This window comes from Agrobacterium sp. SOY23, from assembly GCF_027212525.1.
Taxonomy (GTDB): domain Bacteria; phylum Pseudomonadota; class Alphaproteobacteria; order Rhizobiales; family Rhizobiaceae; genus Agrobacterium; species Agrobacterium tumefaciens_I.
This window is the reverse complement of record NZ_JAPWDT010000005.1, coordinates 132420-148686: the sequence shown is the minus strand read 5'-3', so window position 1 is coordinate 148686 and position 16267 is coordinate 132420. Positions and strand designations below refer to the sequence as shown.

Annotated in this window: 13 protein-coding genes; 11 read left to right on the top strand and 2 right to left on the bottom strand. The window is 57.7% G+C overall.

What is annotated here, in order from left to right; all coding sequences use genetic code 11:
- The first annotated feature begins 428 nt into the window (after positions 1-428).
- The 5 genes from O3S81_RS15950 to ppk2 all read left to right on the top strand — a co-directional run bounded on the left by O3S81_RS15950 (position 429) and on the right by ppk2 (position 6797).
- Positions 429-2024 (top strand): peptide ABC transporter substrate-binding protein, encoded by a 1596-nt coding sequence (locus tag O3S81_RS15950; protein ID WP_269344683.1) that lies wholly within the window; start codon positions 429-431, stop codon positions 2022-2024.
- Between the two features lie 54 nt (positions 2025-2078).
- On the top strand, positions 2079-3002 hold the full coding sequence (oppB, locus tag O3S81_RS15945) for an oligopeptide ABC transporter permease OppB (protein ID WP_269344682.1): 924 nt from the start codon (positions 2079-2081) through the stop codon (positions 3000-3002).
- The gene (locus O3S81_RS15940) at positions 2995-4125 is read left to right on the top strand and encodes an ABC transporter permease (protein WP_269344681.1); all 1131 of its coding nucleotides are present in this window, start codon (positions 2995-2997) and stop codon (positions 4123-4125) included. The genes oppB and O3S81_RS15940 overlap by 8 nt, the downstream gene beginning before the upstream one ends.
- Before the next feature lies 1 nt (position 4126).
- Positions 4127-5737 (top strand): ABC transporter ATP-binding protein, encoded by a 1611-nt coding sequence (locus O3S81_RS15935; RefSeq protein WP_269344680.1) that lies wholly within the window; start codon positions 4127-4129, stop codon positions 5735-5737.
- Between the two features lie 151 nt (positions 5738-5888).
- On the top strand, positions 5889-6797 hold the full coding sequence (ppk2, locus tag O3S81_RS15930) for a polyphosphate kinase 2 (RefSeq protein WP_269344679.1): 909 nt from the start codon (positions 5889-5891) through the stop codon (positions 6795-6797).
- Positions 6798-6941: 144 nt separating this feature from the next.
- Here the strand turns inward: ppk2 and O3S81_RS15925 are convergent, their stop codons facing one another.
- Positions 6942-8846 carry a helix-turn-helix domain-containing protein gene (locus O3S81_RS15925; protein WP_269344678.1) on the bottom strand — a complete coding sequence of 635 codons (1905 nt, stop codon included), beginning with the start codon at positions 8844-8846 and terminating at the stop codon, positions 6942-6944.
- Between the two features lie 116 nt (positions 8847-8962).
- Here O3S81_RS15925 and O3S81_RS15920 point away from each other — a divergent pair, with 116 nt between their 5' ends.
- Together O3S81_RS15920 and O3S81_RS15915 are read left to right on the top strand one after the other, a co-directional pair.
- Complete coding sequence (locus O3S81_RS15920) at positions 8963-10186, top strand: MFS transporter (RefSeq protein ID WP_269344677.1); 1224 nt, start codon at positions 8963-8965, stop codon at positions 10184-10186.
- 9 nt (positions 10187-10195) lie between these two features.
- The gene (locus O3S81_RS15915; protein ID WP_269344676.1) at positions 10196-11587 is read left to right on the top strand and encodes an amidohydrolase; all 1392 of its coding nucleotides are present in this window, start codon (positions 10196-10198) and stop codon (positions 11585-11587) included.
- 133 nt (positions 11588-11720) lie between these two features.
- On the opposite strand, the gene O3S81_RS15910 is transcribed toward O3S81_RS15915, so the two are convergent.
- On the bottom strand, positions 11721-11951 hold the full coding sequence (locus O3S81_RS15910; protein ID WP_269344675.1) for a hypothetical protein: 231 nt from the start codon (positions 11949-11951) through the stop codon (positions 11721-11723).
- Between the two features lie 272 nt (positions 11952-12223).
- On the opposite strand from O3S81_RS15910, the gene O3S81_RS15905 reads away from it, so the two are divergent.
- The 4 genes from O3S81_RS15905 (at position 12224) to O3S81_RS15890 (ending at position 16234) form a co-directional block, all read left to right on the top strand.
- A complete protein-coding gene (locus O3S81_RS15905) occupies positions 12224-13174 on the top strand; it encodes an MYG1 family protein (RefSeq protein WP_269344674.1) in 951 nt (316 codons plus the stop codon).
- Positions 13175-13508: 334 nt separating this feature from the next.
- On the top strand, positions 13509-14522 hold the full coding sequence (gene tauA, locus O3S81_RS15900; protein WP_442864931.1) for a taurine ABC transporter substrate-binding protein: 1014 nt from the start codon (positions 13509-13511) through the stop codon (positions 14520-14522).
- A 72-nt stretch (positions 14523-14594) separates the two neighbouring features.
- On the top strand, positions 14595-15386 hold the full coding sequence (locus O3S81_RS15895) for a taurine ABC transporter ATP-binding protein (protein WP_269344673.1): 792 nt from the start codon (positions 14595-14597) through the stop codon (positions 15384-15386).
- A complete protein-coding gene (locus tag O3S81_RS15890; RefSeq protein WP_269344672.1) occupies positions 15383-16234 on the top strand; it encodes an ABC transporter permease subunit in 852 nt (283 codons plus the stop codon). Before O3S81_RS15895 ends, O3S81_RS15890 begins: the two co-directional genes overlap by 4 nt.
- The last annotated feature ends 33 nt before the right edge of the window (positions 16235-16267 follow it).

Sequence of the window (16267 nt, the reverse complement as noted above, 5' to 3'; positions counted from 1 at the left end):
CACAGACAGGGCAACCAAGCCCGCCCTGGAGACACGACGATATATCGTTCTTGATACCGGAATATCGCGAGCTCTCGAGAGGATTCGAACCCTCGCCCCCGCCTGTCCAGCGAGGTGCCGACAGCTGGCGATTACGAGCTTGTGGATTAGTGCGTACCGGGACGGATCAGGGATGACGACCTGAAGGCCGCTTCGATGGAGCGGAATTTTCCCCGGCGAGCCCACAAAGAATAAGCAGAAAAGCGTAAGGAATCCGCACTGGCGCCACTGAAGGGTTGGCATCTTTGCCGTGAGACATCTTGTCGCCGGATACCTCAACCGACGTGAAAGTCGCAGTTTCCACATGAATTCACAATTTATTGTGGTTGCGCTTCGGAGCAATATCGCCTTGTTTGTAGACTCAAAAATCTTCATGGGGAGAGAAAACAATGTCGATAACAACAACAACTCGCGCCGCCCTGCTGGTAGGATCGCTTCTGATCGGGGCCAGTCCCGTGCTTGCAGAAACAGTTCTGCACCGCGGCAATGCAGGCGAGCCGCAGACGCTTGATCAGGCACAGACCTCGATCAACATCGAAGAATTCATCCTGAAAGACCTTTATGAAGGTCTCACCGTTTACGATGCTGCCGGCAAGATCGTTCCCGGCACGGCGGAAAGCTGGACCCTGTCTGAGGACGGCACCGTCTACACCTTCAAACTGCGCGCGGATGCGAAGTGGTCGGATGGCACTCCGGTAACGGCGGGAGATTTTGTTTTCTCTTACCAGCGCGTCGAAGACCCGAAGACCGCTGCAAAATATGCAAACATCCTTTACCCGATCAAGAACGCCGAAAAGATCAACAAGGGCGAAACGCCGGTTGACCAGCTTGGCGTCAAGGCGGTGGATGACAAGACCCTTGAGATCACACTCGAGCGCCCGACACCTTTCATCCTCGAGCTCCTTGCGCACCAGACGGCTCTGCCAATCTCGAAGGCGAGTTACGAAAAGAATGGCGCCAACTTCGTAAAACCGGGCGTCATGGTCTCGAACGGTGCTTACAAGCTCGAAACGCATGTTCCCAATGACAGCCTGACGGTCGTCAAGAACACCAATTTCTGGGACGCATCAAACACCAAGATCGACAAGGTCATCTTTTACCCGATCGACGACCAGGCCGCATCCGTTCGTCGTTTCGAAGCAAAGGAAATGGACCTCGCCTACAATTTTTCCGCGGACCAGATAGACCGTCTGCGCAAGTCCTATGGCGAGCAGGTTCACGTTTCGCCGACGCTTGCGACCTATTATTACACCTTCGATACCCGCGAAGCGCCGTATAACGACGTCCGTGTCCGTCAGGCGCTCTCCATGGCAGTGGACCGTGATTTCCTCGCCAAGGAAATCTATAGCGGCTCCCAGATTCCGGCCTACTCCATGGTTCCCCCGGGCATGGATTCCTACGGAGAACCGGCAAAGGCCGATTTTGCCACGCAGTCGCAGCTTGATCGTGAAGACGAAGCGCTCAAGCTCATGAAGGACGCCGGTTACGGTGAGGGCGGCAAGCCGCTTTCCATCGAAATCCGTTACAACACCAACCCGAACCATGAACGTGTCGCGACGGCTATCGCCGACATGTGGAAGAACACCTTTGGCGCAAAGGTGTCGCTGGTGAACCTCGACGTCGCCTCGCACTATGGCTACCTGCAGGAAGGCGGCAAATTCAACGTCGCGCGTGCCGGCTGGGTTGCCGACTATGCGGATGCGGAAAACTTCCTTGCCCTTTCGGTATCCTCCAACAAGACCTTCAACTATTCCAAGTTCAACAATGCGGAATATGACGCGCTGATGCAGAAGTCCTATGACGAGAAGGACCCTGCGGCACGCTCCAAGCTACTGCATGAGGCAGAAACCATCCTTATGAAGGAACAGCCGATCGCCCCGCTTCTGACGCAGGCCGATCTTTGGCTGGTTTCCAGCCGCGTCAAGGGTTGGGTCGACAATGCTGCCAACGAACACCTCAGCCGCTTCCTGAGCGTTTCCGAATAAGCAGCGCTGGCACGGTGGCAGACACCACCGTGCCATGCCGGAGCCCGAAAAACCATGATCTCGTTTATCCTGCGCCGTTTGGCGAGCGCCGTGCCGACCCTGTTTATCGTCGTCACGATTTCGTTTTTCCTGATGCGTTTCGCACCGGGTGGTCCGTTCAACCTTGAACGCCCCCTGCCGCCGCAGACGATGGAAAACCTGATGAGAACCTATCATCTGGATGAGCCATTATGGCGCCAGTATCTCATCTATCTCGGCAATGCCGTCACCGGCGATTTCGGTCCGAGCTATATCTACAAGGACAATACCGTCGCGCAATTGATCGGCAAGGGCCTGCCCTATTCGCTGGAGCTCGGCAGTTATGCTCTTTTGCTGGCGCTGGTGGGCGGCGTTCTTGCCGGCACCCTGGCCGCCCTCCGGCAGAACAGCGCCTTCGATTTCTCGATCATGTCCATTTCGACAATCGGCGTCACCGTGCCGAACTTCGTTGTCGCGCCCGTTCTCACGCTGATCTTCGCCGTCATACTCGGGCTTCTGCCCGCAGGCAGCTGGGGTGATGGATCGCTCAGATATCTCATTCTTCCTATGATCGCGCTTGCATTGCCGCAGCTTGCGGTTATCGCGCGTCTGACACGCGGCGCGATGATCGAGGCTTTGCGGATGGACCATATCCGCACCGCCAAGGCTTACGGCCTTCCGGCCCGCAGCGTGGTCGTGTTCCATGCGATGCGCGCGGCGATGCTGCCCGTCGTTTCTTATCTCGCGCCCTGCGCCGCCGCCCTTCTGACGGGTTCGGCGGTCATCGAGACAATCTTCACCATCCCGGGCGTCGGCCGCTACTTCGTTCTTGGCGCTATCAATCGTGACTATACGCTGGTGATGGGAACCGTCGTTCTCGTGGCCATTTTTGTCATCGTGTTCAATCTCGTGGTCGATATTCTCTACGGCCTGCTTGATCCGAGGGTCAGACATGACTGATATTTCCGGCAATGTTGCCCCTCAACCGCTGGTGAAAAGCCGAAGCCTGTTCCAGCTGGCAGCCCTGCGTTTCAGACGGAACAAGGCCGCAATGGCCGGTTCCATCATGCTCGTGCTGATTACGCTTTTCTCCTTTATCGGTCCGCATTTCCTCACGCATACCTATGACCAGGTGTTTTCATCCTATGTCTCGGTGGCGCCAAGCCTTGAGCCCCGCCCGGATGTGAACAACCTCCAGGGCGTAATGGAGGGCGTTGCCGGCCGGGCACGCGTGGAGCTGAAGGAATTTTCCGTGGAGGGGCAGACCTTCACGGCAACCATCACCTCCAGCAGCGCGATAGATCCGCGCGCGACACGCTATTTCGACCGCGCCAACGAATTTGAAAACACCAGGGTGGTTGCCACCGAAGATGAAGGCCGGACACTGAAGCTGGAAGGCGACGTCAACCGCGAATATTTCCTTTTCGGCACGGATTCGAACGGTCGCGACCTGTTGGCCCGCGTGATGCTGGGTGGGCAGATCTCGATCGCCGTCGGCGTTCTGGCGAGCCTCGTTTCGCTCGGGATAGGCGTTCTCTATGGCGCGACGGCGGGATATATCGGGGGGCGTGTCGACAATGTGATGATGCGTTTCGTCGAAATCCTCTATTCGCTGCCCTTCGTCTTTCTGGTGGTCGTTCTGGTGGTGTTTTTCGGCCGCAGCTTCATCCTGATCTTCCTGGTGATCGGCGCCGTCGAATGGCTCGACATGGCGCGTATCGTGCGTGGCCAGACACTTGCCTTGAAACGGCGCGAATTTGTGGGGGCCGCACAGGCTTTGGGGTTGAGCGACTGGCAGATCATCCGCCGCCACATCATTCCCAATACGATCGGGCCCGTCGTCGTGTTCGTCACGGTCGTGGTGCCCAAAGTCATTCTTCTGGAAAGCTTCCTCTCCTTCCTCGGCCTTGGCGTTCAGGCGCCGCTGACGAGCTGGGGTGCACTGATTTCCGAAGGTGCCAACAATATCCAGTCGGCACCGTGGCTATTGATATTTCCGGCGATCTTCTTCGTGTTGACCCTGTTTTCGCTCAATTTTGTGGGCGATGGGTTGCGTGATGCACTGGATCCCAAGGATCGTTGACATGAATACGACATCTGAAACCATCCTCACCGTGCGCAATCTCAAGGTCGATTTCACGACGCCGGACGGCGCGGTGAACGCCGTCAAAGGCATCGATCTTGACGTCAAACAGGGCGAAACGCTCGCCGTCGTCGGAGAATCCGGTTCCGGTAAAAGCCAGACCATGATGGGCATCATGGGACTGCTTGCATCCAACGGCATGATCGAGGGCTCGGCAAAATATCGAGGGCGCGAGCTGATCGGCCTGCCGGTCAGCGAGCTGAACAATATTCGCGGCTCGAAAATCACCATGATTTTCCAGGAGCCGATGACCTCGCTCGATCCTCTCTACCGGATCGGCGCGCAGATCGCCGAACCGATCCTCCACCATAGGGGTGGCAATAAGAAGGAAGCGCGCGCACGCGTCCTCGAACTCCTGAAGCTTGTGGGAATTCCTGACCCGGAGCGGCGTATAGACAGCTACCCCCATGAGCTTTCCGGTGGCCAGCGCCAGCGTGTGATGATCGCCATGGCTCTCGCGAACGAGCCGGACATTCTGATCGCCGATGAGCCGACCACTGCGCTGGATGTGACGATCCAGGCGCAGATCCTCGACCTTCTGAAGTCGTTGCAGCAACGCTTCGGCATGGCCATCGTCCTGATCACGCATGATCTCGGCGTGGTCCGCCATTTCGCCAACCGCGTCGCCGTCATGCGCCGCGGCGAGATTGTCGAGTCCGGTACGACGGAAGATATCTTCGATCGCCCGCAGGCGGACTACACCAAGATGCTTCTCGATGCTGAACCCCGTGGACACAAACCGGCCGTTGGCACAGAGGCGCCGGTCGTCCTTTCCGGCCGGAACGTGACGATCGATTATAAAATTCCAGGTGGCTTCCTGGCGAAATCCAGCTGGTTCCGGGCTGTGGACGACGTCAATATCAGCCTTCGCCAGGGACAGACCATCGGCATCGTCGGCGAATCCGGATCGGGCAAGTCCACGCTCGGTCGCGCGCTTCTACGTCTCATCGTGGCTGATGGCCGTATTTTCTTCGGCAAGACGGAGATCACCGGCCTTGACCGAAAGGCCATGCGGCCATTGCGGCGGCATCTGCAGCTTGTGTTTCAGGACCCCTATGGCTCGCTGTCGCCAAGACAGACAGTCGGGGAGATCATCACCGAAGGCCTGTTTGTGCATGAGCAACAGCTGAGCCGGGCGGAGCGGGACAAGCGGGCAATCGCAGCACTGAAAGAAGTCGGTCTCGATCCCGCAGCCCGCAACCGCTACCCTCATGAGTTTTCAGGTGGGCAACGTCAGCGTATCGCGATTGCCCGCGCAATCATCCTCAAGCCGGACGTCGTCATTCTTGATGAGCCTACATCCGCGTTGGACCGATCCGTTCAAGGACAGGTTATCGACCTGCTGCGCGATTTGCAGAAGACGCATGGCCTTTCCTACATCTTCATCAGCCACGACCTTTCCGTCATCAAGGCCATCTCGGACTACGTCATCGTCATGAAAAATGGGAAGATCGTGGAAGAGGGAGAAACGGACGCCATATTCAACAAGCCTACGGCTGAATATACCGAAACGCTCATCAAATCCGCGTTTTCGGCGGAAGTGGCATCATAGACCATCCCCTGCCAGAAGGGTCGTCCGCCAGAGTGCGAAGAACTCACGGACGATCGCCGCGGTCCTTGCGATCGCCGCCATTCTGTCATGCGCTTGTTGTAAGATCGTGCTTGATGACAGTATCGCAACCATTTGCTGGCGGAAATACAAGATGATCGAAGACAACCAGTTGAGCCGCATCAAGGACGAAATCATCGACAGCTTCGACGAAGAGCTGGAAATGCAGCTCGATGAAGACCGTCTGGACGATCTCGTGGCCGAAACCATGCCTCGGTCAGCCGATGAGACGCTGGATCGCAGGACGTATTTCCGCGAACTCTTCCGGCTTCAGCATGAACTGGTTCGCCTCCAGGACTGGGTGCAATATAAAAAGCTGAAGATGGTCGTACTGTTCGAGGGCCGCGATTCCGCCGGCAAGGGCGGCGCCATCAAGCGTGTCATCCAGCGTCTCAACCCGCGCGTCTGCCGCGTCGTGGCGCTGCCGGCGCCGACCGAGCGGGAGCGGAACCAGTGGTATTTCCAGCGTTACACCGCGCATCTGCCGACCGCCGGGGAAATGGTACTTTTCGACCGCTCCTGGTACAATCGCGCCGGCGTCGAGCGCGTCATGGGCTTTTGCTCGAACGACGAGCTTGATGAATTTTTCCGCTCCGTGCCGGAATTCGAGCGCATGCTCGTGCGTTCGGGCATCATTCTCGTCAAATACTGGTTCTCGATCACCGACGAGGAGCAGGAATTCCGCTTCAACATGCGTATCAGCGATCCGCTGAAGCAGTGGAAATTGTCCCCGATGGATCTGGAAAGCCGGGCCCGCTGGGAGGAATACACCAAGGCCAAGGAAGAAATGCTGGAACGAACCCACATTCCAGAAGCGCCCTGGTGGGTGGTTCAGGCCGTCGACAAAAGAAAGGCGCGCCTCAACTGCATCGCGCATCTTCTCGGCCAGATTCCTTACGAAGATGTGCCGAAGCCGGACATCGTCCTGCCGAACCGTGTACGCAACAGCGACTACACCCGCCATCCCGTTCCTCCGGAAATGTATGTTCCCGAGGTTTACTGATCACCTGGGGCTGTTCGCCAAACGATTTCCGGGATCTTCAACTTCATGTCCTGCCCTGGAGGCCGGCTTGCGGCGGGGCGCGGCCTCGCGCGCAGGGAACCGACAACGCCCGCTAGCCGGCTTGTGAAAAGGCGCGTAGGCGCCTCAGCCAGCGTAAGTTGAGTAAAGCTGGCAGGCGACGCTTAACAGCGTGAAGTCTTCCGCGTTTGAAATTTTCCGGCCGGTCAGCATTTCGATTCTGGCAAGTCGTTGATACAGCGTATTGTTATGTATCTTCAGACAGGAAGCTGCACGCGTGGCGGATTTTCCCTCCCGTATATAGCTGCGCAGGGTTTCATAGAGAAATTCATGTTTCTGATCGTGCAGAAGCGGAGCGAGAACCTCGTGGGCAAAGTCGATGATTTCATACCGGTCGCGCCCACTCAGCAGAGCTTCGATCCCCATATCCTGATGTGACAAAATCCCGGACTGTCCGCGCCGCACGAGGCATTCTGCCGCTCGTTGGGCCTGAGTTTTCGCCGTCGAGTGGAAACCGGTCAGATCGTAAACCACGCTTGCCCCCACCTGGATATTGAGGTGCAACATCCTGTCCATCATTGCGTTGATATTTCTGGCAAGGGCAGCCGCAGTGGACGCGGAAAAGACGATGATGATCTCATCGTCCTGATGGAAAACAAGTGCATTCGACAGCCTGATCGCGTTCTGCAGATTTGTCTGAGATCTATGGAGAGAGAGGCGAGCATCAGGCGACAGCGGGCCCGACACTTTTGCGACCATGATCTGATGAAAGCGCTCCAGCCGGAACCCGAAATGTTCGAGCCGGCCATGACTTTCGACGCCTTTCAAAAGATCGTCGAAATATGCTCTCTTGCTTGCGTTCAGGACATCTAGCTTCGACATGTCGCGGACAAAGTCCAATGCCACGAACGCAGAAAGCGTGCCGAAAAGTGCGCGCTGAAAGAGCGCATCCTCAATGGGTCGGAAATGAAAAAACCCCACGGGGGCTTCAGCGACCTCAACGATCTGCTCAAGGCTGTCACGGTGATCTGTCCAGCCGCGGGAGCGATAATCCACGCCGAGCACGTTCTCAAATCGAAACTCGACGCCAAACAGGCCCGCAACCAGATCCAGCCGTTCGACCAGACTTCCGCTGGTGGAGAAAATACGTAAAAGCTTGTCGTGCAACTCCACGGCGCGGTCGAGCTCGGCATTCTTGCTTGCCAGATCGCTCCGCATTTTTTCAAGCCGGCTTGATGTCGCGATAGCGTTCTTATAGGCGAGCGAGCGCTGGTATGCGACGGCAACCTGAGCAGCCAACGACTCCAGAACCGTACGATCAAACGGCGAGAAGGTGCCACGCGGTGAAAAGCACAATGTGGTCAATGTGCCAAGGCGCTTGCCTTCCGCGGCAACGGGTACGCAAAGCAATGCGTTGGCAATCCGCGATCGTTCCATGAAAGACTGGCTTTCGGGGCTCATCACACGGTGGGCATCAATGATGTTTTGCCTTCCATTATGAATGGCAGGGACGCCGGTTACGAAGACCTCGCCGGAGACGGATTCATTCGGCTGCAGGCGGTAATGCGTATAGTCATCCGGCAGCCCTTGATGTGAGACCGGGATAAGATAACCGCTTTCTTCATCGAACAACCGAAAGACCCCGGCATCCGCGTGCGGCAGCACGTTCATTACCTCGGCAAGGACACTATGGACGATTTCCTGATCGTCCAGGGAGTTGATCACCGCGGCATTGACAGATGCCAGCATTTCCACGGTCTTGGTCTGTACGGCAATGACCGCCTCCTGAACGGCCGCAACGACGCGGGTGGTGACCTGTTCGCCGCACTGGGCGGAAACCTCGAAAATCGTGCGTTTCGCCGTGAAATAGGAGTGGTCCACCACCAGGCGGAGTCTGTCGTCACTTCGCTCAACTGCGTGGGACAGCAGGGCCACTGTCTGCTCGGTTTCCACATCGACATCTTCGAAGCGAAGCACGCCTTCGTGCTGCATCCTGCTCAGTTCCGGATGGGAAGACAGCGTAATTTCCACGGGCAACCTCATGGTGATATGCACATATTACTCTGAAATATTATGGAGGAATAAACATCGATTTTTTCCCTGGCAATGCGACAAAGGCAGAAAGTCAATAAAAGGGAACTTCTGATATGTTTTCAAAAATACAGCGTCGCCATGTCATCATAGGAATGTTGTTCCTGTGCTGGGTCGTGGGCTTCATCGACAAGACCGCCATCAATATCGCGATCATTCCCATCAGTGAGGAGTTCGGCCTTTCCCCGGATCACCAGGGCATGATCATCAGCGCCTTTTTCCTGGCCTATTCGATGACGCAGCTGATTGGCGGTTATCTGGTGGATCGTTTCGGGGCGCGGCGCGTGCTCAGTTCCGCCGTTGCGGTCTGGTCGCTGGGAACGGCCGTATCCGGCGCTGTCCACAACGCCGTAGGCCTTGCTGCGGCACGCGCCATGACCGGCGCGGGCGAGGCCGTCTTTCCCGCAGGCGGTTCCGTGGCAATCACCGAACACTTCGAGAAGTCGCAGATGGCGCGCGCCAAGTCGGTACTCCAGTCAGGGGCGTCGGTTGGTTTTGCAGTCGGCTCGATCGTCATCACGGCTTTGATCGCCGCACATAGCTGGCAGATGATGTTCTTTGTCCTCGGCGGCGTCGGTCTTCTCCTCTCGGCTGCGCTATTCTTCGTCATGAAACCGGCGAACGACACGCCTGTCGTCAAGGAGAAGGTGGAGAAGGTTTCGGAAAAGAAGCGTATCGGCGCGCTATTGAAAAACTCGCTGACCTGGAAGATCACGCTGGTCTATTTCTTCACCAATATCGTGTTCTGGGGTCTGCAGTCATGGCTGCCGTCCTACTGGGTGAAGGTCAAGGGCATGAGCATGGTGCAAATGGGCGCCTATTCGATGATCCCGCCGGCGCTGGGCTTCATCTCGTTCCTCACCTGCGGCTGGCTGCTCGACCGCTTCTTCCACCAGAAGGAAAAGTATCTGATCTGCATCGGCGCGGCCGTATCGGCGATATTCATCTATCTCATGGCCAATGAGGAATCCATTCCGCTTGCCTTCGCTTACCTGTCGGTTTCCAACGTTTTCCTGAATGCGATCTCGATCAGCGTATTCGTCAGCATCATGAAACACTTCCCGCAGAACACAGTGGGTACGGCAACGGGTCTGATCAATTCGCTCGCACAGCTCGGCTCGTTTGCATCCCCCATGCTGATCGGAGCCGTTCTGTCGGCCACCAATCAAAATTACGGGATTGCGTTTTCGGTGATCGTTGCCTGTGCCGTTCTCGTCTGCGTTATCGCCACCACCTTTCCCGCCGTTCATGGCAACAAACCTGTCGAACAGACCGCCTGAAGGAAGAAAATGACCTATCTCGACATTATCGAACGGACCGTCGCCACCCAATCCGACAATCTGAAGTCGGTGTCCGATGCAATCTGGTCTTTTGCAGAAATCCGTTATGAAGAGACACGTTCGGCGGCGCTTCTGGCGGATGAACTGGAAAAGGCAGGCTTTGATGTCACGCGCAATGCCGGCAATATAGAGACCGCTTTTGTAGCCAGTTACGGCGAAGGCCAGCCGGTCGTCGCGATACTGGGTGAATTTGATGCACTGACGGGCCTCAGCCAGAAGAGCGGCGTCACCCATCATGATCCCGTCGTCGCAGGCGGCAATGGTCATGGCTGCGGTCACAACCTCTTGGGCACCGGTGCGCTCGCCGCCATCCTTGCCCTCAAGGCCTGCAAGGACGAACTGGGGCTGGCGGGCACGATCCGTTATTACGGCTGCCCAGCCGAAGAAGGCGGTGGCGGCAAAGCGTATATGGCACGCGAAGGATTGTTTTCCGACGTCGATGTGGCATTCACCTGGCATCCCTGGGATGAAAACCTCGCCTATAACGCCCGCATGCTGGCGACCAACCAGCTCTATTTCTCCTTCCGGGGAACGAGTGCTCATGCAGGTTTTGAACCTCACCTGGGACGCTCGGCGCTGGATGCCGTCGAGTTGACCAATGTCGGCTGCAACTATCTGCGCGAACACATCATTCAGGATGGCCGCATTCACTATGCCATCACCGATACCGGCGGACGGGCACCGAATGTGGTTCAGGCGCAGGCGCAGGTGCTTTACAAGATACGCGCACCGCGGATGGATCAGGTCCGCGACATCACCGAACGGGTGAAGGATGTCGCGCGCGGCGCCGCCCTGATGACAGGCACCGAGCTGGAGATTACTTTCGACGCGGCCTCGGCTGACCTTGTGCCCAACATCACTCTGGCGCGCATGATGCATCAGGAGTTCGAAAAAATCGGCGTTGCCGGTTTTTCTAACAGCGAAAAGGATTTCGCTGGAAATATCCAGAAGACCTTCACCAGTGAAGTTCAGGCCCGTATTGCAAAACGTGGCAAGGTCCTTTCGGAGGATCTGAACGCCTTTGAAGAAGTGCCGACCTTCCTGCACGGCTCAACCGATGTCGGTGACGTAAGCTGGCTCGTTCCGACAGGTCAGGTATATGTTGCGACCGAGGCTTACGGCACGCCGCCGCATACCTGGCAGATGGTCTCGCAGGGGACTTCGGGTTACGCCCACAAGGGCATGCTGCAAGCCGGCAAGGTTCTTGCCGCCTCTGCGGTGCGTGCGCTGACCGATCCGGAACTGATCACCAGGGCGAAGGGCGAACATCGCGAGCAGCTGGCAGGAGAAAGCTACATCCCGCTGATACCGGCGGATGCCACGCCGCAACGTCTTCGCTGACTTCCCGCCCCCTCTCCTTTTTTGCGCGCAAGCCGGGTGAGCGTGGATAAAAAAAGAAACCCTCCGCGAGGAGAGTTTCTGATTGGCGGCATATCGAAATATGCGACGCTCTCAAACGACAAAAATGATGGCGTCAGAGAGAGCTTTGCCGAACGACGGTGATTTTGCCAAGTTCCACCAGGGGCGTAACGTCAAGCCGTTGCCCCTCGCCCGACAGATCAAGACTGTATCGAAATATTTTTACGAACGGCTGATCGTCCTGTTCATGAATTTTCTCCGTCCCGACATAGGGGCCGGCAGGTATGGGAATGCCCGAGGCCTCACAATCCTCGAGAGCGCGAAAACGTACAGGTGCACCTTCCATTTGTTCCTCCATAGGTTCAATCAAATGAAAACCAATGCAGCGGGTACTGCCGGAAAATAATGCGTTGAAATGAATCGTGAGGCAATCGGCGAAATCTGATGGGGGAGAAACGTACCTCAGCGGATTGAGATAGCTGCCACGGAGACACGGTACAGCATGTCATTGCTTTTGGTCTCCGTGGCGAATGGCGGGTTGAGGTGGCGCCCGGCAACAGGTATCAGGTGCCCAGTTTTCCAGCCGGACCTTCCGCAAGCAACAAGGCGTATCCCGACATGATCCCGGACTTCCTCGTCACCCATTCCGGTGGCTTCCATGCCGACGAACTTCTGTCCAGTGTCGTACTGACCCGGCTTTTTCCGCAGGCACGTCTCGTCCGCAGCAGGGCGCCCGAATGGATCACACCCAGCGAAGACCGTATCATCTACGATGTCGGCGGCATCTACGATGCGGCAAAAGGCATCTTTGACCACCACCAGCGTGGTGCACCGTTGCGGGACGACGGCCAGCCATATAGCTCGTTCGGCCTGATCTGGAAGCATTTCGGCCGTGACTATCTTGCCGCCTTCGGTGTACCGGAAGACCATATCGAAACCGTCCATGCCTCTTTCGATACCAGCTTTGTGCTGCCGGTCGATCTGGTCGATAATGGCGCGCTCAGCCCGTTCATCGCCGGGCCGCTTGCCGGGCTGACCCTGCCTGTCTTGCTGGAAACGCTGAAGCCTGTTTTCGACGAGACCGATCCCGAGGCGGACAATCGCAGTTTCCATGCGGCGCTGGCCGTTGCCCGCAGCTTCGTTGAGGCAAAAATCGCCAACAGCGCCGCGAAATTGCGGGCCGAAGCGCTGGTGAAGCAGGCTATCGTCGATACCGGTGAAGGGCATATTCTGGAACTGCCGATGGGCATGCCGTTTCGGCCCGCCATCGTGAAGTCCGGCGCCGACCATCTGCTCTTTGTCGTTCATCCACGCAACAACGACTGGTGCCTGACCGGTATCCGTCGCGCGGATGAAGGCTTTGATCTGCGTGCGGACCTACCGGTGGCCTGGGCCGGTCTGACGGACAAGGATCTGGAAGCGGCGTGTGGCGTCGAAGGCGCAAGCTTCTGCCATAACGGCCGGTTTGTCGCAGCGGCGAGAACCCGCGATGCCGCACTGGCCATGGCAGAGCTCGCGGTAAAGGAGGCTCTCTCCCTCGGCAAGGAAGCGATGGCGGCAAAGCCCTGACATAACCGCGATCCCCCTCCGCCGTTCTTGCGCCTGATGCATTTTGGGTCCGCCTCAAAGCTGGCCTTCGTGGCACGCAGGTCGCAGGCGGAGGGGCACACAACAGTTCCGGCCTTTGCCAAAGCCCGATGGGTGTCTTCACGGCCTTTGCCGTCAAGGCGACGATCTTGATCGGATAGTTTTCTATAGTTTTTATGGTTTTTCCGCCAAGAATTTACCGTTCGGTGGAATTCTATAGATTGGTTTTCCTGCCAATTCCCGGCGCGTCACTTATGCTTTTCTTCATTCACATGAATTCCGAAGAAATGGCGCTACCGCCGGAAAGCTCAGAGACATGACGCCCAGAACACTCTTTTCCGCTGTGATCGCAGCGACCATTGGCATGACGGCTCCGGCATTTATGGCCGAAGCGGCAGAAAAAAAGGTGGTCGTCGCTTATCAGACTGATGCGCTGCCTTCCTCCGTGGCGATTGCCAACGGCGAATTCGCCAGGGAAACCGGCTACGATATTGACTTCCGCAAGTTCAATTCGGGCGCGGAAATCTTCGCGGCCATAGCCTCCGGCGATGTGCAGATCGGCTATGTTGGCTCCAGTCCCTTCGCTTCCTCCACCTCGCGCGGCCTCGACGTGAGGGCCTTTTACCTGTCCTCGATCTCCGGCATCGATGAGGCTCTCGTCGTTCGCAACGGCTCGGGCATTGAAAGCCTCGATGATCTCAAGGGTAAAAAGCTGGCCGCCGCGCCGGTTTCCACTGACCACTATCAGCTTCTGCAACTGATCAAGTCGCGCGGCCTTTCGGAAAAGGACGTGCAGGTTCTGGCCATTCCGCAGCCGGAAATCGTCGCCGCCTATAATCGTGGCGACATTGACGGCGGTTTCGTCTGGGATCCGGCGCTGACCGAGCTGAAGAAAAACGGCAAGGTTCTCATCACCTCGAAGGAAGTGGCCGAAAAGGGCGCCCCAACCTTCAGCGCCTGGGTTGCGACCGGCAAATTCGCCGATGACAACAACGAATTCCTGATCAAATTCGCCGGTGTCATCAATAAATATTACGCCTCCTTCGCCGCCGACAAGGCTGCATGGGGGCCTCAAAGTGAAAATGCCAAAACACTTGCCAAGCTCCTTGGCGGCACTGCGGAACAGCAGGCAGCCGCACTTAACAATCTCAACCTGCTGACGCCGGATGTCCAGGCTTCCGACGCATGGCTCGGCGGCGGAGAAAATTCCGGCGTTGCCAAAATCCTCAAGGCGACATCGCAGTTCCTCAAGGACCAGGGCAAGATTTCCGAGGTTCTGCCGAGCTACGCGGCCTTCACGACGGCGGACGCGCTGAAGCTCACCCAGTAAGCACGGCAAGAGAAAACACGCGCCCGCCTGTTCCCAGGGAACCGGCGGGTTTGCCACTTTGGAAACGATAAAATGCTGCAAATCCAGAACGCCACCGTTTATTTCGACGGGCACGACGGCAAGGAAATCCACGCGCTCGACCGTGTAAACCTCGATATCCCCGAAGGCGCTTTCGTGGTGGCGCTCGGCGCTTCGGGCTGCGGCAAATCCACGCTTTTGAACGCAATTGCCGGATTCCTGCCCATCTCCGAGGGGTCCATCACCTTGAACGGCCGCGAAATCACAGCGCCGGGCGCGGACCGCGGCGTCGTCTTCCAGAAAGATACGTTGCTGCCCTGGTCCAACATCGCCGACAACGTGGCGCTCGGATTGAAATTCGCAGGTATCGGCAAGAAACAAAGGCGAGAAAAAGCCGAGGAACTGCTTGCGCTGGTGGGCCTCAGGGATTTCGCCGAGAACTTCCCTCATGAACTTTCAGGCGGCATGCGCCAGCGTGTCGGTATCGCGCGGGCGCTGGCCACCGAGCCCGCTATTCTGCTGATGGACGAGCCGTTCGGCGCTCTGGACAGCCTGACGCGCGAGCAGATGCAGGAATTGCTGATTTCCGTCTGGCACCGAACCGGCAAACGCATCTTTTTCATCACCCATTCCATCGAGGAAGCACTTTTTCTCGGCACACAGGTCATCGTCATGTCGCCCCGGCCCGGCCGGGTCGTCGCGCGTTATGATCTCGATTTCGTGCGCCGCTTCGTTGAAACCGGCGATGTGCGTTCCATCCATCTCTCGCAGGAATTCAACACACTGCGCGAAGAGATCCGCGAAATTCTGCATCACGACCACAGCAAGACGGAGCTTCACGCATGACGACGCTGGAACTTGAAGGCAAGGCGATGGAAACCGCCCCCACAAAGCCCAGGACGGTGAGGATGGCCGGTTTCGGGCTGGACGGCAGGCCGACAGTCGCGATCAGCATCGCCACCGCCGCCGTGCTGATTTTCGCCTGGTGGGCGGCAACGGCGCTCAAACTCGCGCCGAGCCTCTTCCTGCCACGCCCCGGCGAAGTGCTGCACCAGTTCACCGTGATCTACACCGACGGTTATGCCGGCGCATCGATTGGCCAACACATCGGCGCCAGCCTGTTTCGCATCGGTCTTGCCGCCGCGCTTGCCGTCGTCACCGCCATTCCAATCGGCCTTCTGATGGGCCTGAACCGCTGGGCCAAGGGCATTCTCGATACGCCTATCGAGTTCTACTGGCCGCTGCCGCCGCTTTCCTATCTGCCGTTGATGATCATCTGGCTCGGCATCGGAGAAACATCCAAGGTAGCCCTGCTGTTTCTGGCCATGTTCGCCCCGATCTGCCTCTCGGCGCAAGCCGGCGTGCGTTCCGTTTCGGTCGAGCGCGCCAATGCGGCACGCTCGCTTGGTGCATCGCGCCTGCAGCTTTTCACGCACATCGTGCTGCCAAGCGCCCTGCCGGAAATCCTCACCGGTGTGCGCATTGCCTTCGGTATCGGCTGGGGAACGCTGGTCGCCGCCGAGTTGATCGCCTCCACGCGCGGCATCGGCTTCCTCATCATGTCCGCCGCACAGTTCCTGGCAACCGACGTGGTGTTCGTCGGCATCGCCATCATCTCCATCTGCGCTTTCGGCTTCGGTTTTTCGGTCCGGCTGCTGGAGCGGGTTCTCGTTCCCTGGAAGGGGAAGGCCTGACGGCCCTTCCCTTCTTTAACAGGGCGCGGCTGG

Bases quoted from the DNA above. Each gene is read 5' to 3' on its own strand.
- O3S81_RS15950 (WP_269344683.1), top strand. From the start codon at position 429: ATGTCGATAACAACAACAACTCGCGCCGCCCTGCTGGTAGGATCGCTT.
- oppB (WP_269344682.1), top strand. From the start codon at position 2,079: ATGATCTCGTTTATCCTGCGCCGTTTGGCGAGCGCCGTGCCGACCCTG.
- O3S81_RS15940 (WP_269344681.1), top strand. From the start codon at position 2,995: ATGACTGATATTTCCGGCAATGTTGCCCCTCAACCGCTGGTGAAAAGC.
- O3S81_RS15935 (WP_269344680.1), top strand. From the start codon at position 4,127: ATGAATACGACATCTGAAACCATCCTCACCGTGCGCAATCTCAAGGTC.
- ppk2 (WP_269344679.1), top strand. From the start codon at position 5,889: ATGATCGAAGACAACCAGTTGAGCCGCATCAAGGACGAAATCATCGAC.
- O3S81_RS15920 (WP_269344677.1), top strand. From the start codon at position 8,963: ATGTTTTCAAAAATACAGCGTCGCCATGTCATCATAGGAATGTTGTTC.
- O3S81_RS15915 (WP_269344676.1), top strand. From the start codon at position 10,196: ATGACCTATCTCGACATTATCGAACGGACCGTCGCCACCCAATCCGAC.
- O3S81_RS15910 (WP_269344675.1), bottom strand. From the start codon at position 11,951: ATGGAAGGTGCACCTGTACGTTTTCGCGCTCTCGAGGATTGTGAGGCC.
- O3S81_RS15905 (WP_269344674.1), top strand. From the start codon at position 12,224: ATGATCCCGGACTTCCTCGTCACCCATTCCGGTGGCTTCCATGCCGAC.
- tauA (WP_442864931.1), top strand. From the start codon at position 13,509: ATGACGCCCAGAACACTCTTTTCCGCTGTGATCGCAGCGACCATTGGC.
- O3S81_RS15895 (WP_269344673.1), top strand. From the start codon at position 14,595: ATGCTGCAAATCCAGAACGCCACCGTTTATTTCGACGGGCACGACGGC.
- O3S81_RS15890 (WP_269344672.1), top strand. From the start codon at position 15,383: ATGACGACGCTGGAACTTGAAGGCAAGGCGATGGAAACCGCCCCCACA.